Source organism: Aliiglaciecola sp. CAU 1673 (genome assembly GCF_029223185.1).
In the GTDB taxonomy this organism is placed as follows: Bacteria; Pseudomonadota; Gammaproteobacteria; order Enterobacterales; family Alteromonadaceae; genus Bowmanella.
This window is the reverse complement of the sequence record NZ_JARHUG010000001.1, coordinates 1-22,158: the sequence shown is the minus strand read 5'-3', so window position 1 is coordinate 22,158 and position 22,158 is coordinate 1. Positions and strand designations below refer to the sequence as shown.

Here is a 22,158-nt window from a genome sequence, read left to right as displayed (position 1 = left end):
GCATTAATGCCGGTAACGGCACCTCCCTTTGTCTACGTGCTCAGCAAAATCATCGGCAAAGTATTTCAGCGCACTGCGAAGGGGCTCAACCGCTCCAGGCGCCAGCGCACAGAAGGTTTTGCCAATCCACATAAAGTCACAAAGCCGGGACAGCTCATCGAGATCCTCTTGGGTTCCCTTGCCGACTTCCATACGACTTAAGATCTCCACCGCCCAAGGCAGACCATCGCGACAGGGAGTACACCAGCCGCAAGATTCCTGAGCAAAGAATTGCAGTAAATTCAGCACCATCCCCACCGGACAATGACCATCATCCAGGGCAATAATGCCTCCGGTACCGAGGCGGCTGCCCGCCTTGGCAATGGCGTCAAAACCCATGGGCAGTTCCAGATGTTCAGGCAACAAAAAATCTGTCGAGGCGCCGCCCGGCAGCCAGCCGCGAAGCTTCCGACCATCCTGCATACCTCCCGCCAGAGACAGGATATGGCCTGCGCTTACGCCCATGGGCAGCTCCCACAGGCCGGCCTTTTTAACCCGCCCGCTGATACCGTAAATCTTGGTGCCGGCATCGGGGCTGTCGGACAGCTGCTGATACCACTGCACCCCATGCCGCAAAATTCCGGGTAAGTTACACAGAGTCTCGCAATTGTTGACGATAGTGGGGCGTCCAAACAGACCGACCACCTGAGGAAAAGGCGGTTTAGCCCGGGGATTGGCGCGCTTGCCTTCAAGGGCATTCAGTAGCGCTGTTTCTTCCCCACAAATGTAGCGTCCGGCGCTTTGGTGCAGAAGGATGTTAAGCCCAAAACCTGAGCCACGAATATTCTCACCCAACAATCCCGCCTGCTTGGCTTCATCAATAGCCTGTTGCAGCCGCCTGGCACACAACCGGTATTCACCGCGTAGAAAGATAAAGGCCTGTGACGCGCCGATGGCATAAGCGGCGATCATCACACCTTCCAATAGCAGATGAGGCGCGCCTTCCATCAACCAGCGGTCTTTAAAGGTACCTGGCTCCATTTCATCGGCATTGCAGATCAGGTATTTCTGTTTAGGCGCATCGTCGCCCATGGGCACAAAACGCCACTTTTCACCGGTGGCAAAGCCGGCACCACCGCGGCCTTTCAAACCGCTTTCCTTGACCTGTTGCTGCACTTTCTGAGGTGCCTGCTCAAGGGCCGCCAGAAATCCCTGATAGCCGCCCACTGCCTGATAGGCGCCAATATCCTGGGGCTGCTCGATGTTCAGATGGGAGCTTAGGGGCTTATCCATTGCCTTCCCCTTGCAGTTTATCGAGGATGCTGTCGAGTTTGTCTTTATCCAGATCCATTATGAGTTCACCGTCCAGCATCATGGCCGGGGCTTTATCGCAGCAGCCCAGGCAGACATTGGGCAGCAAGGTGATCTGCCCAGTCTGCGAGGTTTGCCCCATTCGAATTGACAGGCGCTCACAGAGGTGTTGCTCCAGCGCCCCCACATCCTGTAACCAGCAACTGATACTATTGCAAAGATGGATCACATGGCGGCCAACTGGTTGACGGTAAATATGGTTGTAAAAGGTAGCCACACCTTCAAGTTCGGTGGCAGACATACCCAGCAATTCGGCCAGGGCATAGAGCCTCTCATCATCCACCCAACCACGTTGTTGCTGCACTATCATCAAGGCGTCGATGGCGGCAGCCGGACGCTGCTCATAATGGCTGCAAGCGGCTTCCACGGCTTCGCGCTCGGCCTCGGTAAGGCTTTCATGCAGGGTGCGGATAGGGATGCTCTGGTTCATCTGTCTACATCCGCCATCACAAAGTCGATACTGCCGATAGTGGCAATCAGATCCGCCACCATTTGCCCTTTGGCCAATACCGGGATCATCTGTAAGTGGGGGAAAGATGGGGTACGAATATGGGTGCGATAGCTCATATTGCCGCCGTCACTGATCACATAATAAGCATTGCTGCCTTTGGTGGCTTCCACCTCCGAGTGCACTTCCCCGGCAGGGATCACTGGCCCCCAACTGACCCCAAGGAAATGCGGGATAAGTGTATCGATATCTTCCATGGTGCGATCTTTGGGCGGCGGTGTGGTCAGCACGTGATCGGCCTTGTAGGGGCCACCTGGCATATTCTCCACACACTGGCGAATGATGCGCATGCTCTGGCGGATCTCCTCTACCCGCACCAGACAACGGTCATAACAATCGCCGTTTTGCGCCAGTGGCACATCAAATTCAAATTGCTCATAACCGCTATAGGGCCTGGCCTTACGCAGATCCCAATCGAAGCCGGTAGCCCGAAGCCCGGGGCCTGTCACCCCCCATTCGATGGCGGTAGCACTGTCATAGGCGCCCACCCCGACAGTGCGCTTTCTAAGGATGCGATTAGCCAATACCATCTTGTCGTAATCTCTTAGCCTCTTTGGCATCTCATCCAGCCAGGTCAGGATCATCTTGTCCCACCCATTGGGCAGGTCATTGGCTACGCCACCGATACGAAACCAACTGGGATGCATGCGCGCACCAGTGATAGCCTCGACAATGCCGAACAGCTTTTCGCGGTCCACAAACATATAAAAAATCGGCGATAAAGCGCCCACATCCTGGGCAAAAGTGCCATAGAAAAGCAGGTGGCTGAGGATGCGGAAAATCTCCGCCATCATCACCCGGATGACCTTGGCTCGCTCCGGCACCTCGATGCCGCCAAGGCGCTCCAGCGCCATCACATAGGGCAGGTTATTCATCACCCCGCCCAGATAATCAATACGGTCGGTGTAAGGGATATAGGAATGCCAGCTTTGGCGCTCAGCCATTTTTTCGGCGCCGCGATGGTGATAGCCGATATCGGGAATGGCATTGCGAATGGCCTCCCCGTCCAGCTGCAGCATAATGCGAAAGACACCATGGACACTGGGATGGTTGGGCCCAAGGTTAAGCCACATAAACTCATCTTCCAGACCTGTGGGCTTAAGCCCCCAGGCCTTGGGATCGAAGCGCAGGGATTCCTGCTCAAAGTCCCGTACTTCGTCAGGCAAACTGAATGGGCCCATCTCGGTCGCGCGCGCAGGGTGCGTTTTTAAAAGCGGATGCCCCTGCCAGGAACTGGGCATCATAATCCGGCGCAAACAGGGATGACCGTCAAAACGGATCCCAAAGAGATCCCAGACCTCCCGTTCATACCAATTGGCACAAGGCCAAACACTGCAAAGGCTGGGCGCATCTTTAAGGTCGGCTCTAAGCGCAATTTTCAGGCGCAAATCCTGATTGCGGGCATAGGAGCGAAGCAGATAAACCAGGGTTAAATCTTGCCTTTGCGGAGCCCCGTTTTTGCGTCGGGTTTCATCAATGGCAGTAAGATCGTAAAGAAAATCAAATGGCTGAGGCAGCTTGTTTTTTAAGACAGAGCAAAGGGGTAATAACTCCTCCTTCGTTATCCACCAGGTTTCGACGCCGTCCTTACTGCTTTCCAGCTCTGGTGCAAAGTCCTTACTTAAGACCTGTACCTGGGGCAGAAGCGGCAAAGGAGTATCAGCCATATCAGACCCTGTCCGGCGGTGTCAGGTCGCTCGCCAAAGAGCGACCTGCTTGCTTGGTATCCCGCTGACTGGGCATCGCAATCGGCTTGCCGCCGCCCTCTCCCACCACCCAGCTCAGCGGGCGGTTTTCCTTGCCGATGGCATTTTGCAGCAGCAAAAGCCCTTCCATGAGCGCTTCAGGACGAGGCGGACAACCTGGAACATAAACATCCACCGGCAGAAATTTATCCACCCCCTGGACCACAGAATAGATATCGTACATACCGCCGGAATTGGCACAGGAGCCCATGGAGATAACCCACTTCGGCTCCAGCAATTGATCATAGATATGCTTCACCACAGGTGCCATTTTGCGAAATACGGTGCCGGATATCACCAACAGATCTGCCTCTCTTGGGGTGGCGCGAATCACCTCGGCCCCAAAGCGGGCAATGTCGTGGCGGGCAGTGAAACTGGTGGCCATCTCCACATAACAGCAAGAAAGCCCGAAATTCATCGGCCACAAACTGTTTTTGCGACCCCAGTTAACCATCTTGTTAAGGGTGGTGGTTAGCACCGAACGTTTGACCTGTTCCCTGACCTGCGGGTCCTGAGTATCGATTGCATCTTGCTTATGACTGACCTGCCCCGGCCTACTTAGATTCCAATCCATTAACTACGCTCCTCTGCTTTGACCCGCAAAGCGCCGATACGCCACAAGTAAACCAGTGCCACCAGCAGCACCAGAATAAACACCAAGGCTTCGATAAACCCCATCCAGCCACTTTCTTTAAGCGAAATGGCCCAGGCAAAAAGGAACAACACTTCCATATCGAAAATCACGAAGAAAATGGCGTAGAGAAAAAAGTGATTACCAAATCTTACCCGGGCGCCGCCATAGGAGAGGATGCCGGACTCATAGGGCAAATCGGTGGAATGGCCTTTATTTTTTGGACCAAGCACACTGGACAACAGCATCACGCCAGCCAATAAGGTCAAAGTGAACAAAAAGTAGAGCAGTATTGGCCAGAGTTCGGCCCATGCCAGCGCCATGCAGACTCCCCTTTAGTGCTTGCTGCATTGCCCCAACTGCTTAAATGAGGCAGAGATTCTTTTTTGTTTGACGGGTCTTCTAAAACATTGACCAAAATGCTCTTTTCGTCAAAGCCAAACGACGGAATTTAGTTTTTAACACATTGATATTCGGAACTTTTCACATGTCTTCCAGTGAATAAATATCGGTGGAGAGCCTTTTCTTTTCTTCGACCAAATGGTCATACAGATTTTCAAACAACTCCTTCACTGCAGCGATGCTGGCAGAGGTCACCATGTCTTTGTAGAGTTCGCAGAAATAATCGTCGAGCTTGTTGGCCAACGATTCAACATCGCTCTCGTTGCATTGGCCGGGATCAAATGGTGCGGTAAATAATTCCGAGGTATCCCCGCCCGGATCGTATTGAAAATAGGTATTCAGTACCTTGTCCGGCGCTCCCTCTACGTAGGACTTTAATTCCTTAGCGAGTTGCTGCTCATGTAGCGCAAGGGTGTTCAAAAACATCCTGACTCGCTCACTTTGCGTCTTTTCACTCAATCCTTTGTAAAAGGCAGCCGCTTGTTGATGGAGTTTTAGATTGTGGGTCAACAGGTCACGTACCAGGGAAAAATTGGCCATTCTTATTATCCAGTTTCTAAAAACACCCTGTAAATATAGGTGGTTATGTAAAGAATGGCAGGCAACTATGGGAAGAAAAACTGGCTGGATTTACCCCTTATTGCCCACCTCTTAGCGATTTCTTTGCTATGTATTAGAGTCCGTGCTGACCCATTTACCTTTGATTAGGCGAGAATTCGGATAACAGGCAACAGCTTTACCTGACTGTCAAAGCAAGCCAGTGGTTCGCGATAAGGGCCTTCGCACCGCTGCTTAAGCAAATATGGAGGGCTTATGGACAATATGCAGGACCGAACACCATCAACCTTTGATGGTAAAGCCAAACTCTTCGCTTTGGCGGCTTTCGCCATCCCTAGCTTGTGCCTGTGGCTAAGCCCTGCACCTTGGTGGTTAGCGCTTTGCGGCAGTTTGCTTGGTGGCGCAGCACTTGGGATGTGGTGGCAACATAGTCTTGCCGAGCGACAATCACTTTTCAACAGCCTGCCCACGCCAGAAGATAAAAAGAAAACCGATGATTACCAGACAGTTCTGGCGAATCAGTACAAATTGTTAGCCGATGTGCTGCCCGTCTGGACCAGATTGCAGGATTTAGTCAGTGAACAAGTGGAAACCAACATTAACCAATTAGTGGCAAAGTTCTCGGAAATTCATGAATTGCTTCAGGTATCCATACAGAGCTCCAGTCAGGCAGCAGGGGGCATGGACAAAGGGCTGGGCAAAGTACTAAACAGTGCCGACAAAGACTTGGGTACCATCGTGGATATGCTGCAAAAAGCAATGAGCAACAGAAAAGAGCTGCTCGAAGAGATCTCCGGTCTTGCCGCCACCACCGATGAATTAAAAACCATGGGCGATGAAGTGGCCGGAATAGCGTCGCAAACCAATTTGTTAGCCCTGAATGCAGCTATTGAGGCGGCCAGGGCCGGTGAGCAGGGACGCGGTTTTGCTGTGGTCGCAGATGAAGTGAGAACCCTCTCCACCCGCTCAGGCGAAACCGGCGCGCGCATTACAAAACGTATCGAAGAGGTCAACGAAAGACTGCAAAAGACCTTATCCAGAACCACCCAATTCACCCAACAGGACGAAGGGCAGATGGCACAAGCACAGGAGGCGATAAGTAAGGTGCTTGACGACTTTAAACAAGCCAGTGGAGACATTATTGAGTCATCGCAAGCGCTTCACGATGCCGGAAGCCAGGTGCAAACGGATATTCAGGATGTGCTGGTGGGCTTACAGTTCCAGGATCGAATCAGCCAGATCCTAAGTCACATACGCGCCGATATGGTAAAACTCGAACGAACCCTTAAAGAGCGGCAAGAGCAACTGCAAAACAATGCACGGCCATCCACTATCGATATCGAGAACTGGTTGCAAACGCTCAGAAAAACCTACACCACCATGGAACAGGCAGACGTTCATCAGGGGAGTAAAGATAAAAAGCAGGATGAGTCTTCTGAACTGACATTCTTTTAGGTCCAATTCACACCAGGCCGTGACCAAGATGCTGGCTACACGGTCAGGAAATATGGCGCCAGTGACAAAGATCCCGTTTTGCCTAAACATGCTTCTAACAAGGGTTATAATAGAGGCATCATTATCATCTTGTAGTTGTCGATGTATCGCCAAAAGCCTCAGCTTATCCATGCCACGCCGGGAGTAAGCAGTAAGATAAAACCGAATGGTGCGGTTATGATGTTATGGCTGGTTTGCCTGGGGTCTTTATTCAGCGTGAAGGCCTCTGCGCAGGAAGCTCAAACACAGACGTTCAGTTCCGTCACATTAACTCTACCCAAACACTCATACAGAGATGATAAGCCCAACAGTTACTTATTCAGGCTGTTACAAGAAGCGTTGCTATCACAAGGTCTAAAGGCACAGATCACCTATACCGCAGAATCCATGAATCAAAAGCGTGCAGTTGAGGCACTCTCAAATCATGAGCACATCAACCTGTGCTGGTTTGCCACCACCCCTGAATTGGAAGCGCGCTTACAGCCAATAAAGGTCCCGCTTTATTATGGTTTACACGGTGAGAGGGTGTTGCTGATCAACAAGAACAAGCAAGCAGCCTTCAAATCGATTCAGTCACTCGATGATTTGTCGACAATGGTTGGCTTACAAAAATACAGCTGGTCAGAGTATGCCTTGTTGAGATTCAACGGCTTGAACATTAATGGTCAGCAGAGTTACGAAGGCATGTTTAAGGCTTTGGAAGAGGGTATCGCGGATTACTTTCCCCGCTCAGTACTAACAGTGCAAGGCGAATTGGCCCGACAGAACCGTCAAGAGACAAAGAGCAACCTGATGATAGAGCCCAGGTTGCTACTGAGGTTTCCTAACAACTATTACTTCTTTACTCACAAGAACGATAACGCCCTAGCCGTCCCCTTGCAGCAAGGACTTGAAACGTTGCAAGCAAATGGCCGCTTCAAAGCGCTATTTGAAGAGCATTATGGCAACAGTACCGCCGGACTCAACCTCAGCCAACGACAGGTTCTGCATCTAAAGGTACCGCCAGGTTAGAGGTCTACTGAACGTCGTTATAGAATGGACTGATTGAATAGATGCTTAATACTTGAAGGACATCACAGAGGGTTGTAACAATGTTGCACAGCGAATTGTTTCCATGAGAGGCAAGATTCTTGTCCTGTTGCTGTTCTTCTGTCTGTGCACCCAGGCAGCAAGTTCACCAACTCCAACACTGATAATCGCTGCCGATCGCTGGTGCCCCTACAACTGCGCCCCTAAAAGTGAACATCCTGGTTTTATGATCGAGATCGCACAGCGCATTTTTGCCCAGCACTGTATTAAGATTGAGTATCGTATCATGCCCTGGAGTCGGGCCATTCAAGGCACCCGGCAAGGTGAGTTCGATGCTGTGGTTGGCGCTTCAAAAGCCGATGCCCGTGACTTTGTTTTCCCGCTTGTGGAGCAAGGCAGGATGAAAAACAGCTTTTGGGTCAGACAGGATGCGCAATGGCGATATCAGGGAATAGAATCCCTGCAATACAATATACTGGGCGTCAGCTCAGAGTACAGTTATGGTCCGAAATTGGACGATTATATTGCCAACCCAAACAACGCCTTTTATATCCAGGTGATGTACGGTAGCAGCCCCTTGAAAACCGGCTTAAAAATGCTTTCCGCCAAACGCATAGATATTTTTATTGAGGACGAATCCGTATTTAGACATTATATGATGTCTCAATCATCACCCTCCTCCTTCAAACAAGCAGGCAGCCTCTCTTTGGAGGATGACTTTGCTAACGTGTTTGTAGCTTTTTCTCCGGCAAAACAAGATTCGGCACACTGGGCGGATATCTTAAGCCTTGGCACAGAGCAGCTGCGCGCTTCCGGAGAATTGCAAAAAATCCTCTCCGCTTATGGTCTGGAAGACTGGCGTCAACCGGAAGATAACAACTAGGCCACTCTCCTTACCCAACTTCGTTTCTGAGCCATCAGGCTCTACCCCAATAGTTTCACCGCTCCGACGCCAATCTCGCCAAACTTATCATCAGGGTTATAAAGGGGGCATCGGGCAAGGGACAAACAGCCACAGCCAATACAGCCGGTCAGAGAATCCCGTAACTGCGTTAAGGCGGCAATACGGGCATCCAGATCTGCCCGCCAAGCTTGAGACAGCTTGGCCCAGTCGGCTTTGTCCGGTGTGCGGTTGTCGGGCAGGTTGGCAAAGGCAGTAGCGATCTCTTCAAGACTAACGCCAAGTCGCTGTGCCGCCTTAATCACAGAAATCCGCCGCAGCACATCACGCTTATAGCGCCTCTGGTTACCGGCATTTCGCCAACTGCGAATCAGCCCTTTTTGTTCATAGAAATGCAAAGTCGACACCTTTACGCCACAACGTTTGGCCACGGCGCCAACGGTGAGATTGGCTTCCTCTAACATGTTCCCCCTCCAAAAAAGCGAAAAAAAACGCTTTACCTCAACTTAACCTGAGGTTTTAGCCTACGCCTGAACCAACTGGAGGACAAGACATGCAAAACCAACAAAACACGCAACAAACGAAGGAAACACAAAACAAAAAACAGGCCTGGCGCCGCCTGTTTGTGATGACCTGGCAGCACAAATAAGGAGAAAGGAAATGATTCAACTAGAACACTTAAATCTGGAGGTCAAAGATATTCCCCGCTCCCTGCGCTTTTATCAGGCCGCCTTTCCCCACTGGTGGGTGCGCGGTGGCGGCAACGGCGAATGGTCAGGGAAACCCAGACAATGGCTGCATTTTGGCGATGACTATCAGTATTTAGCGTTTAGTGATCATGGCGAAGGTGATAACCGGAACTTGAGCGGGCATCAGGTGGGCCTGGCCCACTTTGCCTTTATTACCCAAAATCTGGATGCATTGATCACCCGACTGCATGCCGCCGGATTTGCTGTAGCCAAACAAGGTGCCGCGGCACCGTCTAGGCGCAACGTTTACTACCTTGACCCGGACGGCTTTGAAGTGGAATTTGTGCAGTATTTAAGCGATCAGCCAAAACGGCGTAATGATTATGATCAGGAATAAATCATTTAAATACAGCTGGTTATACCTAAATTAGAAAACTTTAGAAGTCCCTAAGGACTCCGATAGCGACGCCTGCCTAAGCTGCCAACCGAATTAAACAAACGGTTAGCACCGACACTATTGGAGTCTCAAAATGAACCGCAAAACCTTTGCACCACTACTTGCCACTCTGGGTTGCCTGGCAGCCCTTGGCACAACCAATGCCGCTGCCCAGCAGCAAAAGGATTTCAAGGCGGCTATCTCGCCTGACGGTAAAAGAATGGCTTACTACTCTTACCGGGGAGAAGCGCTACCGGACCTTTTTTTGGCCGATGTGGATGGCAGCAATGAACAACAGCTGACACACACGCCTGACAGATGGGAAATTGTTCCTTCCTGGTCTCCGGATGGACAGTCTTTGATTTATTCTGCTGGCCCCAGCATGGCGGACCTGGAAATCTATCAAATCTTTGTAGAAAACGGCGAGGTCAAACAACTAACAAAGGGTGAAGGAAAAGGCCATGCCGCGGTTTGGATGCCGGATGGAAAGTCTATTCTATACAGCCGCATGTACCCGCAGGGACGCTCTGAGATTGTGCAAAAGTGGTTAAATAGCGACAAGGAAAACGTGCTCACACCGGACCGAAAAGACAGTAACCTAAGCCCCATTGTCTCCCCCGATGGCAAACATGTAGCCTTCATCTCAAACCGTGAGGATGGTCAGGACCTGGATATTTTTGTCGCAGATGTCGCCTTTGACACGCTCACTCAGATTACCAGTGACGATATCCGTCAGGACTTTATTACCTGGGCACCCGACAGCCAGAATATTGTATTCAGCGCCCCCAACGAAGCGGGAAAACATGATCTTTATGCCATCGATATCAATAGCCGAAAACAAACCCGGCTGACCCATTCAGAGGTCGACCATCAGTATTTTTCTGCCTTTAGTGCCGATGGCCGCTTTATTTACTTTGATCAGGGCGATTGGAGCCGTAACTTCTTTGTTTATCGGGCCCCTTGGTCCGGCCAAACGCTGACGCCAGAACTGGTAACGGGTAAAGATTGGGTAGACACCATCGCCTTGATGGAACAAGCCTTTCTTGCCCCTATGGTGGGCAAATGGAGAGGCGTCAGCACCCACGGTAATGCCAAGGGTCGATTCGAAGAGCGAAGCCATTATTACTGGGCGCCAAATAATAAGTCTCTGCTGGTCGATATGGAGCTTTACTGGGATGGACAGTTATATGGTAAAGCCAGCGGTTTGTTGGGGCTGGACAGAGAGCAGCAGAAGGTTTTCTTCAACCTGACCATGGAAGACGGCACTGTCGTCATGCAAGAACAGACCAACCCCGGTGAAGCGGCCAACTGGCAGATGCAGGTTGCATCCCATGGCCTTTCCCGTTTGTATCCCAAACAGATGTATGTGTCCTACTCTCGTTCGGATGATGCATCCTGGAAATCGGAGATCTATATGGACAAAGACGGCAAGCGCACTTTAGTAGATGTGCACGAGTTTACCCGCCAGCAATAACCTATGAAGAAGTGGCGCCTTGGGCGCCACTTCAACGTTTGCCAACAGCGGGTAAATTAAGCGGGGCAATCAGCGCCTCAAAAGCCGCAGTGCCTTGCAACAAGGCCAGCGTCGGCTCCACTTTGACACGAAATACCCTTAGTTCCTGGTTTTCCACCAACGGTGTCAGTGCCTCAAGGGCCTTCTGCTCTTCGCCAACACTGGCCCACAGTTCTGCTTTACTGTAGTTATCCAATCTATCTTCGGTCAGCTCAATAAAATAGCCGATAGCAGATGCTATCCCTTGCTGCTGAAGCCGCTGTAAAAAGGCTTCAATGCCTTGGTTATCAATGCCATAGCCACGCAGCATCGGCGGGACAAGGTCGGCAAATCGCTGCCAGTCGCGTTGGGCCAGGTAAACCCAGGCACTGGCGCCTTGCACCCAGCGCTGGCTATTTAAGTAAGGGCTGATGGCTTCAATTTCTGACAACGCCCCCGCAAAATCTTGCTGGTAATACAAAGTGTCGTAGTAGGCGGTTTTGTTAAACACCAGGGGACTGGCCAAGCGCATCTGCCGATTAACCTGCGCGGCCTTTTCAAATTTGGCCGTGGCCAGCAGATAATTGTGGTACCACTCCATCAGCATGATGTCGTGAAGATTTTGTGCATACGCCTGGGCAAATAGCGCATCGGCCCGGGTATAGTCCTTATCCACATAAAAGGCCGTAAGGGCCATATTCAACAAGCTGTCCTCATCGCCTGGGGCTAATGCGTAAGCTTGTCTGGCATAGCGGGCAGCCACCGCCAGATAGTCGCGAGTTCTTTCTGCTGCACGATAAGCGCGCAGAAAATATACCTGGGCTAACCCGGAATAGGCAGCAGCGGTATTTTCATTACTGACTAATACATTGAGAAATGCATTCTCGGCATCCTCCAGCTCTGAGCGATTCAGATAGTAATTGCCTTGCAATACGCCCTGATAAGTCTGCTCACTCATAGCGCCTGAGGCTTTTATCTCCTTGCCCCCGAATTGCCCGGCAATTTGCTGCGCCAGTTTGCGCTGGGCACTGAATAACTGATCCCGGGAAGTCTGCAATGAGGTTTGCCATGAAATGCTCTGGGATCCTGGCTTCATCAACTTGGCGCTGATATTCATTTGCTCTTTTTCTACTTGCACATTGCCTTGCACAATCCAGTCAACGTCAAGCTGCGTCCCAATATCCGCCAACGATTGCACTTGCTGATCAACCGCCTTAACGGAGTTCAGGGATATCAGGGAAAGTGGACTATCGGCTGCCACGCTGTCGATAAGGCTTTGGGTTATGCCTTCGGCAAGATACTGGTCAGCCTTATCGGCGCCAATTAATGTAAATGGCAAAATGGCCAGGCGTGTTTGGGCTGACTCGGTTTTGCCTGGCCACAATGTCCAGGCCAGTGCGACTACCAGTAACGAAAAGGCGCTCGCAAACCAAAGTAGCCCAGGCCTTTTTACGGGTGGCTCTTTAGCTTCTGGGATTGCCGGCACACTGCCGGTTTCAACCAACAGTTTGTAGCCTTTGCGTGGAATGGTCTGAATAAAATGAGGCTGGCGACTGTCGTCGTCCAGGGCTTTACGCAAACCGCTGATGGCAACATTTAATACATCATCCCCCACCACCTGATCCCGCCAGACCTCATCCAGCAACAATTGCCGGCTGACAACTTGCCCCTGATTCGCAGCAAGGAAGCACAACAACTTCATCTGCTTGAAGTCCAATCTTCTAACCACAGCCTCATTTTTAAGTTGGCAGCTATCGGGTTCCACCGTCCAGGATCCCAAAGTGAATGCGTTGTGCATGGCGAATATCGTGATAATACTTTTGTCCATTGTTTGAAAAGCGCAGCAATATTACAAGCCACAATCCATAAGATCACCGAGCAAGAGGTCGAAAGGCTCTTGCGCAGCAAATGGAGGGATCTAGCCTGGTCGCCCGTCGATTCTGGCCGAGGTCAACGCGGGGAAATACAAAATTACAAACAGCAGATAGGCACCGGCCCAAAGCACGGTGCTGAGCATAAAAGTCCAGTGCCCTTGCCAGGAAGGGATAAGTCCCAGCAGGATCCTTGTTAATGCCGCCAAGGCCACCGCCATAAAGGCCAGGCTCATCAACGGATGGGCAACAATGGCACGGCCGCTATGGCCCAATGACACCCGGCTAATCATAGCCAGAATAAGACTGCCCATGGCACCGGCGGTTAAGGCATGCAATGCCGTACTGAAGGTCACCGCCACACCGGCGAAATGCAGCGAGAACAGCGCAAAGCCCAGAGGAATAAAGGCATAAGCTAAGTGCAGTGACCACACCAAAGGCACGTTAAAGGCTTTTGCCGTTAACCAGCGCCCCAAACGCAGGGTATTAGCCAGCGCCGCCAAGCCAAATAACGCACTTAGCAACCACGAGGGCAGTCGGCTAAGCCCTCCACAAAGCGTGATGATGGCTAATCCCCAGGATAGCGACAATGCCAACCCTTCAAGCCAGGGAATCGCGGGCTTTCTTAAGGTCCCGGTGCCGTTGGCGGTAAACATGGGAATAACCCGCCCACCAATGATCACCATCATGGTCGCTATAATCATCAAGGCGCTACGAGTACCGGTAATAAACCATTGGTTGTCTCCCAGTTGCACCGAAAGCAGGCTGAATAAACTGGCCACTGCCATCAATAACAACAAGGCGACCAAGAACAGGTTGCGGTAGTTTTGCGCAGCGATCAGCAAACGGGCCATGGCGATGGCGGCCAATAAAAAGAATCCGCTGTTGGCAAAAGCCAAGAACCAAAAAGCGGGCGTATGACCGCAAAACATCATCATCCGCGCCACTAGCCAAAAACCAACTAGCAGTGCCAATGCCTTGCCATGAATGGCCCTCAGTCCGGTCCAGTTTTGTACGGCGGTAAGCAGAAATCCCACCACTGCGGCACCAGCGAAACCAAATAACATTTCAAAAGCATGCCAGAAGCGCATACCACCAAAGGGTTGCGGCAACACATATCCGGACAAATACATTCCCCAGACCAGAACAGCCAGCGCCGAAAAAACAGCACCTGACAGAAAAAGAGGGCGAAAGGCCTGGCGCAAGATGGGAGGGATACGATTTTCTGCAACAAGATCCAGGGAATGCATAGGCTGCGGCATATCAACAAACCTCCATCCCCAGCTGCTTCTGCGATACCAGGCGCACCACATAGGCCACTTTGACCAGGCCGGCCAGCACCAACTGCGCAACATGCAACAGCGCCACCACTATCATCGGTATTTGGCTTTCAAATCCGTAGGCAAGTACTACAGACACACAAAAAGCGAGGAAGAAAAGGAGTAATGCGAAATTGGCAATTCGCAGTGTTGATTCAGGCGACATATAGATACCTTTTACATGCATGTTTTGTAATGTGCATATTAGATGTATCTTATTTTCGGATCAATATAATTGAATGGTTTTTGATCACATCAGGAGATCACCTTGCAACTGACACGCTACACAGACTATGGGCTGCGCACCCTTATATACCTGGCGCTACTGCCTGAAGGACGACAGGCCAGCATCGATGAGATCAGCGCGATCTACGATGTTTCCCGTAATAATCTCAACAAAATCGTTCATCAGTTGGGCAAGGCCGGGGTGATTAGAACCAAGCGCGGCAAAGGCGGCGGTTTCGTATTAAATAAAGCGCCAGCAACGATTAATCTGGCAGACATGGTGCTGTTGCTGGAAAACTCTATGCAAGTGGTGGAGTGCCATCAACCGCCCTGCCGTATCTTACCGGCCTGCAAGCTAAAGCAGATTTTGCATCAAGCCACGGCAGCTTTTATTGCGGAATTGAGGAAATACAGTTTGGCCGATTTGGTGGGCGAACAGCGCCAGACCTTGGTACAGGTACTGGCGCTTGGTGAAGAATAAGTGGCTTTTGACTAAGCTTTTTTAACAAATTCCGACTTAAGCATCATGGCGCCGATGCCGTCGATTTTGCAGTCGATATTGTGGTCGCCTTCCACCAGGCGATTGATTTTTACCTTAGTGCCTATTTTGGCCACCGAGGATGAGCCTTTTACCTTGAGATCCTTAATCAGGGTCACATAGTCGCCGTCTTGCAGCTGATTACCATTGGCATCGCGCACCAACGGGCCGTCCTGCGCCGCTTCAGCACCGGCTTTCCATTCATGACCGCAAGAAGGGCAAACAAACAGGCCTCTGTCTTCATAAGTATATTCAGACTGGCATTGTGGGCATGAAGGTAAGGTGTCGCTCATAAGCAGTATTCTCTGTAATCAGTTGCAAAATAACCCGACGCTTACCGTTCGGGATGTATAGGCGGACTATGCCCGGCCAATAATTATAACATCATTATAATGTTATTATCATTCCGCAATATGATGGCTGTAACTACTTACTGGCAGGCTCATCTGTCGCGTAACTCACACCATGTTTTTGCAGATAATCCCGAATCAATTGGCGAACCACTTGGGATGGCGTGATGTCCTGTTCTGCACAAAGCTGCTCAAAGGCCTGTTTTTTGCGTGGATCCATCAACACGGTAAAGCGGGCAGTTTTCGATTCCAAAGCCAGTCTCCTTCTCAAACATGATAATCAAATTATAATATCAGCCCGGAACTTCTCAGAAAATGGAATTGCTGTTCTGAAGTGGTAGCACATCTCACTTGGTGACTGACTGCAGTGCTTATGACTAGCACTTCAAATGCAAGCCACTGAAAAATGGTGAAAAATAAAGCTATTTCATTTCGGTTACATTCTGTAACATCTGACGGTCGCAAATTAATTTGCTGACGGTTCGAGAAGACCAAAAGTCAGGCCGAGCAGTACTGACCCCAAAATAATAACTCTAACGGGAACATGATATGTCAAAGCATTTACCTAAGTTGTTCCAGGCGCTTTGTGCCTTGGGCATTCTTACTGTATTTAATGCCCAAGCAGGCAACAAGGAACTGGATGTAGCTCTGGACGTGGCTGCGCAGGATAACGGCAACGTTACTGCAACCTTGCAGATCACAAACACCGGAAAAGGTACGCAAAAGCTACTGAGCTGGTACGCAGACCTGGAAGAAGAAGCGATTTTCGAAGTAAAGCGTAACGGTGAAACCGTGTCTTTCTTCGGTCCGCACTACAAGCGCCCCGCCCCTGAAGATAAAGATTTCATCAAACTGAAATCTGGCGAAACCATCAGCCGCACTTTCGAGCTGTCCGGTTTGTATGACTTAAGCGAAGCCGGTACCTATGAAATCGCCTATCAGGTGAAGTCATTCAACTTGTTCGATGCTAACAACGGCCAAATCAAGAAGCAGCAACGTCAGGTAGAAGCACTGAATTCGAATGCTGTAACTCTGTGGCTGGACGGCATCAGCACTAAAGGCAGCGGCAACGGTAAAGGCCCTGGCGGCGGTGGTAGCGGTGACTGCGTAGGCGGTACCTGCTTTACTGGTCGTTGTGACAACGCCCAGAAAAATGACATTCTGTCAGCCATAACCGCAGCGGATCAGATCACCAATGACTCGGTTGCCTACCTGGCCAGTCATTCAGCCAATAATACCAGCGCCCGTTATCAAACCTGGTTTGGCGCAGCTACCAGTGCTCGTTATGCCAAAGCAGTGGCAAACTTCAACGCCATTAACGATGCTATCGACAATCAGGATAAAACCTTCGATTGCAGCTGCAAAAAGACCTACTACGCCTATGTTTACCCAAACCAGCCTTACACAGTCTACCTTTGCCGCGCGTTCTGGAGCGCTCCTGAGCTGGGCACCGACTCGCGCGCGGGTACTATCGTGCATGAGTTAAGCCACTTTACCGCAGTTGCCGGTACCGATGACGTAGTTTACGGCCAATCAGGCGCCAAGAGCCTGGCAATATCCGACCCGGATCAGGCTCTGAACAATGCCGACAGCCATGAGTATTTTGCTGAGAACACGCCAAAGCAAAACTAACTTGAGCTTACTAGACTAAGCCCTCTAGACTGGCTTTATGCTTCATCGCCTAAAGCCAGTCTATGTACCGCCTGCTCTGCTTCATTTTTTTACTGCTCTGTATGAATACCCAAGCGGATAACCTGAATTGCCAGCTTGACGTTGTCCCCATAAGCCTGGAGGGTCAGCCACACCCCTTGCAGTTTACGCTGACTAACCAAAGCAAAGACGAGTTACAGATTTTAATCTGGCACACCCCCCTGGAAGGCTTTTGGTCTGATTTATTTCTTATCACCGATCTTAGCACTGACAGACCCCTGCCTTATCAAGGCCCAATGGCCAAGCGTGGGGCACCAACGGAGGAAGATACCCTTGTATTGGCGCCTGGCCAGCAGCAATCAGCAACACTAGACCTGACTGAGGCTTATGCGCTTAAAGCCGGGCATTACAAGTTGCAAATACGCCAAAAGCCAACGCAGCCAGAGTGTTATCAGCAACTCGCAACGCTGTCTTGGCAGTTTGAAATCAGGACCTCTCCTCACGCAACCGCTGAGCATGAGTACTGAATAGCTGCTCGTGATCCCCAAGGAAATATATTTACTGAGGCAGTGAACTAATTGCTAAGGTTTTTACTACTCTATGACCTTGAGCCATTTAGTTTTAGGCCGGTATGTCGTTTGTTAAAACAGTCTGGGGAATACTACTGCTTAGTATTCTTATCGGGGTTATCTTCCTTCTGCCCTATACCTCGCTGTCCAGCGACAAACCAGTCTATGCGCCGTTTTTGGAAACCGAAAAAGCAGATAAGGCTATTGTATTTTTCGGCTTTACCCGTTGCCCGGATATTTGCCCAACAACCTTGGCCACATTACGTAATCTGTTGAACCGTGTTCCCCAAACACAATGGCCAAGAGTGGTTTTTGTGGATATCGATGCGAATAGCAACTCTGCTGATGCACAGCGCTATGCCTCCTTTTTTCATCCTGACTTTATCGGCATACATGCAGATCAGGAGCTGTTGCCTAAACTGAAAGACAGCTTTGGGCTAAATATCCAGCAGCAGGGTGAGCAAATTATGCATGATGGTCGAACCTACTTGTTAGTTCAAAAGCAACGGCAATGGCATTTGATCAAAACCTATAACCCGTCCACCTTCGACGCATCAGACCTTGAAGCAGACCTGTTCTAGTAAAGGAAACACCATGTTAAAAAACCTTTTAGTTTGCTACGACAATCGCCTGAATGACTATATGAAGGATTGCTTCGCGGCGGACTTCAAAACCGCCGATAAATTGGTTCTGATGGCGATCTTTGGCTACTTCGTGATCGTGGCTTTTCTAACCTCATTCCATCATGGCTACTTTAAGCTGGGTATGATTGGTGGTGGGCTGGTCTTTGCGGTGTGTTTTCTCGCTTACAAAACCATTCCGGGAACTTTGCTGTCCCGCCTGATCATGGCTACAGGCTTGACGGCGATGATGGCCATTACCATTCAGCAGTCTAATGGTTTGGGAGAAGGCCATTTCCTGTTTTTCCTGAATTTTACCATTCTTATCCGTTATCGGGATATTTTGCCTCTAATAGCGCTGGTGCTTCTGACGGTTCTGCATCACCTCACATTAACTTATTGCCAGTACATCGGTGCTGAACTTTTTGGACAGCCTTTACTGGTATTTTCCTGGGGATCAGAGACCGGATGGGGACTACTTGCCCCCTTGGTTTATCACGTAGTCATTGCCGTAGTCGGCGCAATTGTTGCCACCTTGTATATCTATGATGGCAATACCCAGTTTTTGGCCGCTAATCATGTTATAGGACTGGTTAAACAAGGGGCTGAAGGTAATCTTACAGAACGAATTAAAACTGAGGACAGGACTCCTCTGATTGACACCGTTAACCGATTCTTCGAAAGGTTACATAGTGCATTGCTGGGCGCATCGGATACGGCCACCGCGTTGAATACTCAAGCACAGCAAAGCACAACACTAGCTCAAGAAAGCGCGGCTCAAGCCAACAAACAGCAGGAGTCGATAAGCCTGGTCACGGAGGCTGTACGACAACTTGCTCTGGCAACCCGCGATATTGCGCAAAGTGCGGAACAAACCGCGGGTGAGCTTGATAACACCGTTAAAGTCAGTGAAAGCGGAAGACAGCTAGCGACCAAATTTGAATCCTCTATCGGCAACTTGGCCAACATGGTAAAACAAGCTTCAGAAGTGTTGTCAGAGTTGGAGAAGGGTAGTCAGCAGATAAACAGTATTGTGGCGACCATCAGGGGGATCTCAGAGCAAACCAATCTCTTAGCCCTTAACGCAGCCATAGAAGCCGCCAGGGCTGGTGAACAGGGAAGAGGATTTGCAGTGGTCGCCGATGAAGTTAGGGTACTGTCGCAAAGAACCCACGCTTCGACCGAAGAAATTTCTAGTATGATCAGTACGTTACAGTCCACCTCTAACTCGGCTGTCACCATGATGAACGGATGTTACACATTAACCGAAGAGAGTGTGGTTGATGCCGCAAATGCCTCAAACAGCTTTAAGGAAATCGCCAGCGCCATCGAAACTATCAGCAAAATGGCAACTCAAATCGCCACAGCAGCCGAACAACAGAATTCAGTGACGGAAGAGATCAACGCTAATACTGATCTGATCCAGCAAGTTTCCTCGCAATTCCTGAGCGAATCTAAGCAGGGTCTGGAAAATGCGTCTCAACTGAATGGCCTCTCAAGCGAACTTAACGCTCTGATAAAGCAATTCCGACTGGCTTAGTAGCTCTAAGACTTAAGTGTTGTGGTTGGCTTATGACTCTTGCGTTAGGGTATAAAAATGTTTTGGAGGGCCAGAAGTCAGTCGGCAAGTGCGTGAGATGGAGCAATGGAATTTGAAGCAGTAACACGATGGACGACACCACAAGTGTTGGCTCGGCAAGCTGCTGAGCGCCCGCAAAAACTAGCCGTTAGCTTTATCGATGGCCCCAGTTTTACCTTTCAGCAACTGTTCGAAGAGGCAAAGATTATAGCCGGCCAGCTTAGTAGCATTGGCTTTGAGGCTGGCGACAAACTTGGGATGATGCTGCCCAATTGTCCGGAATTTATAAGTTTGTGGCTGGGTTGCCATCAAGCAGACGGCGTGATGGTCGCTCTTAATACTGAATTAGTTAGCGACTATTTGATACATGCGCTCAATCTAAGCCAGTGCCGGTTTCTTGCTTGTGACTCGGTGGGATTACAAAGACTTGCCGCGGTGAAGGATAGGCTCGAATACTTACAGCAAGTAATAGTAATTAGCAATGATTCGCTCCCCTCATTTGACTCATTAGAATTGCGCTCTTACTTGCAGTTTAGAGCCACCAAATCATGCGGCGTTCCGGCTCCGCCTAAATCGACTTTTATTGACCTGGCCTGCTTACTCTTTACATCCGGCACCACCGGCCCCTCAAAAGCAGTCATGATGCCGCATGCCCATTGCTACCTTTTTGGCCAGGGAACTATTGATAATCTTAAGCTTCTGGACACTGACAAATACTATATTTGCATGCCTCTCTTTCACGCCAACGGCCTGTTTATGCAGCTCTATGCCTGCCTGATAACCGGTGCTACGGCAGTAGTCCGAAGTAAATTCAGTGCATCTAATTGGATTAAGGATATTGCTGAATATGACATCACTCATACCAACCTGCTGGGAGTGATGAGCGAATTTATCGATCGTCAGCCTCCTTCAACACTAGATAAAGCCCACAAGCTTAAAGTGATTGCAGCTGCGCCCGCCGCACCGGTATTTATCGAAAAGTTTGCGGTGCGTTTCGGTGTCCCAATGATCGAATTGTATGGCATGTCTGAAGTCAATATTCCCCTTTACACACCCATGGATAAGCCACGTCCGGGGAGTTGTGGCAAAGCTTATGACAAATACTTTGAGGTGCGTATTGCTGATACCCAGACTGACCTACTGCTACCACCAGATACAGTAGGCGAAATCCAGGTCCGCCCGAAGCTAGCCGGAGGCTTTATGAGTGGCTACTACCAGATGCCGGAGAAAACCCTCGAAGCCTTCAGAAATCTATGGTTTCACACCGGCGATGCAGGACGATGCGATAAAGACGGCTATTTCTACTTTGTTGACCGTATTAAAGATTGTCTGCGCCGACGGGGAGAAAACATTTCTTCATTTGAAGTAGAAACAACACTTCTTTCATTCAAAGGTGTGCAGGAAGCCGCCGTATTTGGTGTCCCCTCAGATATTCCAGGGGGAGAGCAGGAAGTTATGGCCGTGATCGTCACCGATGGCAGCATAGATGCCAATGCCATCTACCAACAAAGCAAGCAAGCCATGCCCATCTATGCTATTCCCAGATTTATTCGCTTGGTTAGCGAAGACCAACTCCCCCGCACAGCAACAAATAAGATTAAAAAAGCCTCTCTAAGGGAACAAGGCATCACCCAAGACACCTGGGACGCCCAAAAGAACCTGTAGAGAGTCCCCTACCGACGACCACTATGTTTCCCGTTTACAACAAAGGGGAAGACGGTTAGAGCTACGAGCTACGAGCTACGAGCTACGAGCTACGAGCTACGAGCTACGAGCTACGCGCTACGCGCTACGCGCTACGCGCTACGCAAGATTTTGATTAACTTAGATTTAGTGTCAACTTCTCACATGGGGGTGAAGGAGGACCGAATGTCCAGTGGACATTCGCAGCCGACTGAACGGGAGGCCTGGACGGCCGACCTGGAAACAGCTTCATGGATGAATGACAGATGACTGCTTGCCGTTGGAACTAGGAACTAGCCACAGTCCGATGGGTATGGTCTTCGGTGTTTGGTAGATACTGCGCGGCAGCGCTAAAAGCAAAAACCCCGGCCTGTTAAGACCGGGGTTTGCTTTTATTGGGAGCCTGGCGGTGTGCTACTCTCACATGGGGAGACCCCACACTACCATCGCCGCTGTTACGTTTCACTTCTGAGTTCGGAATGGATTCAGGTGGTTCCGTAACGCTATGGCCGCCAGGCA

Annotated in this window: 23 protein-coding genes and 1 rRNA gene; 11 read left to right on the top strand and 13 right to left on the bottom strand. The window is 50.3% G+C overall.

Annotated elements, in window-relative coordinates; genetic code table 11:
- Positions 1-3: 3 nt before the first annotated feature.
- From nuoF to P2G88_RS00095, 6 genes are all read right to left on the bottom strand, one after another.
- The gene (gene nuoF / locus P2G88_RS00120; protein WP_275793528.1) at positions 4-1,272 is read right to left on the bottom strand and encodes an NADH-quinone oxidoreductase subunit NuoF; all 1,269 of its coding nucleotides are present in this window, start codon (positions 1,270-1,272) and stop codon (positions 4-6) included.
- Entirely contained in the window at positions 1,265-1,780 is a 516-nt protein-coding gene (gene nuoE / locus P2G88_RS00115) for an NADH-quinone oxidoreductase subunit NuoE (RefSeq protein WP_275793527.1), read from the bottom strand. Before nuoE ends, nuoF begins: the two co-directional genes overlap by 8 nt.
- Entirely contained in the window at positions 1,777-3,525 is a 1,749-nt protein-coding gene (gene nuoC / locus P2G88_RS00110) for an NADH-quinone oxidoreductase subunit C/D (protein ID WP_275793525.1), read from the bottom strand. The genes nuoE and nuoC overlap by 4 nt, the downstream gene beginning before the upstream one ends.
- 1 nt (position 3,526) lies before the next feature.
- Entirely contained in the window at positions 3,527-4,177 is a 651-nt protein-coding gene (locus P2G88_RS00105) for an NADH-quinone oxidoreductase subunit B (protein ID WP_275793524.1), read from the bottom strand.
- On the bottom strand, positions 4,177-4,557 hold the full coding sequence (gene ndhC / locus P2G88_RS00100; protein ID WP_275793523.1) for an NADH-quinone oxidoreductase subunit A: 381 nt from the start codon (positions 4,555-4,557) through the stop codon (positions 4,177-4,179). The genes P2G88_RS00105 and ndhC overlap by 1 nt, the downstream gene beginning before the upstream one ends.
- A 160-nt stretch (positions 4,558-4,717) precedes the next feature.
- Positions 4,718-5,176, bottom strand: a complete 459-nt coding sequence (locus tag P2G88_RS00095) for a hypothetical protein (protein WP_275793522.1) — start codon at positions 5,174-5,176, stop codon at positions 4,718-4,720.
- Between the two features lie 273 nt (positions 5,177-5,449).
- On the opposite strand from P2G88_RS00095, the gene P2G88_RS00090 reads away from it, so the two are divergent.
- The 3 genes from P2G88_RS00090 to P2G88_RS00080 all read left to right on the top strand — a co-directional run bounded on the left by P2G88_RS00090 (position 5,450) and on the right by P2G88_RS00080 (position 8,600).
- A complete protein-coding gene (locus P2G88_RS00090) occupies positions 5,450-6,649 on the top strand; it encodes a methyl-accepting chemotaxis protein (RefSeq protein ID WP_275793521.1) in 1,200 nt (399 codons plus the stop codon).
- 216 nt (positions 6,650-6,865) lie between these two features.
- Positions 6,866-7,699: a transporter substrate-binding domain-containing protein gene (locus P2G88_RS00085; RefSeq protein WP_275793520.1), complete on the top strand. Its 834-nt coding sequence runs from the start codon at positions 6,866-6,868 to the stop codon at positions 7,697-7,699.
- Positions 7,700-7,802: 103 nt separating this feature from the next.
- On the top strand, positions 7,803-8,600 hold the full coding sequence (locus tag P2G88_RS00080; RefSeq protein ID WP_275793519.1) for a transporter substrate-binding domain-containing protein: 798 nt from the start codon (positions 7,803-7,805) through the stop codon (positions 8,598-8,600).
- Between the two features lie 41 nt (positions 8,601-8,641).
- Here P2G88_RS00080 and soxR read toward each other — a convergent pair whose 3' ends face one another.
- Positions 8,642-9,082 (bottom strand): redox-sensitive transcriptional activator SoxR, encoded by a 441-nt coding sequence (gene soxR / locus P2G88_RS00075; protein ID WP_275793518.1) that lies wholly within the window; start codon positions 9,080-9,082, stop codon positions 8,642-8,644.
- A gap of 196 nt (positions 9,083-9,278) precedes the next feature.
- Here soxR and P2G88_RS00070 point away from each other — a divergent pair, with 196 nt between their 5' ends.
- Together P2G88_RS00070 and P2G88_RS00065 are read left to right on the top strand one after the other, a co-directional pair.
- Entirely contained in the window at positions 9,279-9,704 is a 426-nt protein-coding gene (locus P2G88_RS00070; protein WP_275793517.1) for a VOC family protein, read from the top strand.
- 133 nt (positions 9,705-9,837) lie between these two features.
- The gene (locus P2G88_RS00065; protein ID WP_275793515.1) at positions 9,838-11,217 is read left to right on the top strand and encodes a DPP IV N-terminal domain-containing protein; all 1,380 of its coding nucleotides are present in this window, start codon (positions 9,838-9,840) and stop codon (positions 11,215-11,217) included.
- 31 nt (positions 11,218-11,248) lie between these two features.
- On the opposite strand, the gene P2G88_RS00060 is transcribed toward P2G88_RS00065, so the two are convergent.
- The 3 genes from P2G88_RS00060 to P2G88_RS00050 all read right to left on the bottom strand — a co-directional run bounded on the left by P2G88_RS00060 (position 11,249) and on the right by P2G88_RS00050 (position 14,591).
- Positions 11,249-12,937, bottom strand: coding sequence for a winged helix-turn-helix domain-containing protein (locus P2G88_RS00060; RefSeq protein ID WP_275793514.1), 1,689 nt, complete (start codon positions 12,935-12,937; stop codon positions 11,249-11,251).
- 216 nt (positions 12,938-13,153) lie between these two features.
- On the bottom strand, positions 13,154-14,368 hold the full coding sequence (locus tag P2G88_RS00055; RefSeq protein WP_275793512.1) for an NnrS family protein: 1,215 nt from the start codon (positions 14,366-14,368) through the stop codon (positions 13,154-13,156).
- 1 nt (position 14,369) lies between these two features.
- Complete coding sequence (locus P2G88_RS00050) at positions 14,370-14,591, bottom strand: hypothetical protein (protein WP_275793511.1); 222 nt, start codon at positions 14,589-14,591, stop codon at positions 14,370-14,372.
- A gap of 102 nt (positions 14,592-14,693) precedes the next feature.
- Between P2G88_RS00050 and P2G88_RS00045 the strand changes: the two genes are divergently transcribed.
- The gene (locus tag P2G88_RS00045; protein WP_275793509.1) at positions 14,694-15,131 is read left to right on the top strand and encodes an Rrf2 family transcriptional regulator; all 438 of its coding nucleotides are present in this window, start codon (positions 14,694-14,696) and stop codon (positions 15,129-15,131) included.
- An 11-nt stretch (positions 15,132-15,142) separates the two neighbouring features.
- On the opposite strand, the gene P2G88_RS00040 is transcribed toward P2G88_RS00045, so the two are convergent.
- Positions 15,143-15,481, bottom strand: a complete 339-nt coding sequence (locus P2G88_RS00040; RefSeq protein ID WP_275793507.1) for a zinc ribbon domain-containing protein YjdM — start codon at positions 15,479-15,481, stop codon at positions 15,143-15,145.
- Positions 15,482-15,614: 133 nt separating this feature from the next.
- Positions 15,615-15,791, bottom strand: a complete 177-nt coding sequence (locus P2G88_RS00035; RefSeq protein WP_275793506.1) for a CopG family transcriptional regulator — start codon at positions 15,789-15,791, stop codon at positions 15,615-15,617.
- Positions 15,792-16,087: 296 nt separating this feature from the next.
- Here P2G88_RS00035 and P2G88_RS00030 point away from each other — a divergent pair, with 296 nt between their 5' ends.
- The 5 genes from P2G88_RS00030 (at position 16,088) to P2G88_RS00010 (ending at position 21,621) form a co-directional block, all read left to right on the top strand.
- Positions 16,088-17,170 carry a M35 family metallo-endopeptidase gene (locus P2G88_RS00030; RefSeq protein ID WP_275793505.1) on the top strand — a complete coding sequence of 361 codons (1,083 nt, stop codon included), beginning with the start codon at positions 16,088-16,090 and terminating at the stop codon, positions 17,168-17,170.
- A gap of 101 nt (positions 17,171-17,271) precedes the next feature.
- Complete coding sequence (locus tag P2G88_RS00025; RefSeq protein ID WP_275793504.1) at positions 17,272-17,715, top strand: hypothetical protein; 444 nt, start codon at positions 17,272-17,274, stop codon at positions 17,713-17,715.
- A 104-nt stretch (positions 17,716-17,819) separates the two neighbouring features.
- Complete coding sequence (locus P2G88_RS00020) at positions 17,820-18,338, top strand: SCO family protein (protein WP_275793503.1); 519 nt, start codon at positions 17,820-17,822, stop codon at positions 18,336-18,338.
- A gap of 13 nt (positions 18,339-18,351) precedes the next feature.
- The gene (locus P2G88_RS00015) at positions 18,352-19,917 is read left to right on the top strand and encodes a methyl-accepting chemotaxis protein (protein ID WP_275793502.1); all 1,566 of its coding nucleotides are present in this window, start codon (positions 18,352-18,354) and stop codon (positions 19,915-19,917) included.
- A gap of 105 nt (positions 19,918-20,022) precedes the next feature.
- On the top strand, positions 20,023-21,621 hold the full coding sequence (locus P2G88_RS00010) for an AMP-binding protein (protein WP_275793500.1): 1,599 nt from the start codon (positions 20,023-20,025) through the stop codon (positions 21,619-21,621).
- A 419-nt stretch (positions 21,622-22,040) separates the two neighbouring features.
- On the opposite strand, the gene rrf is transcribed toward P2G88_RS00010, so the two are convergent.
- A 5S ribosomal RNA gene (gene rrf, locus P2G88_RS00005) occupies positions 22,041-22,156 on the bottom strand.
- Positions 22,157-22,158: the final 2 nt, after the last annotated feature.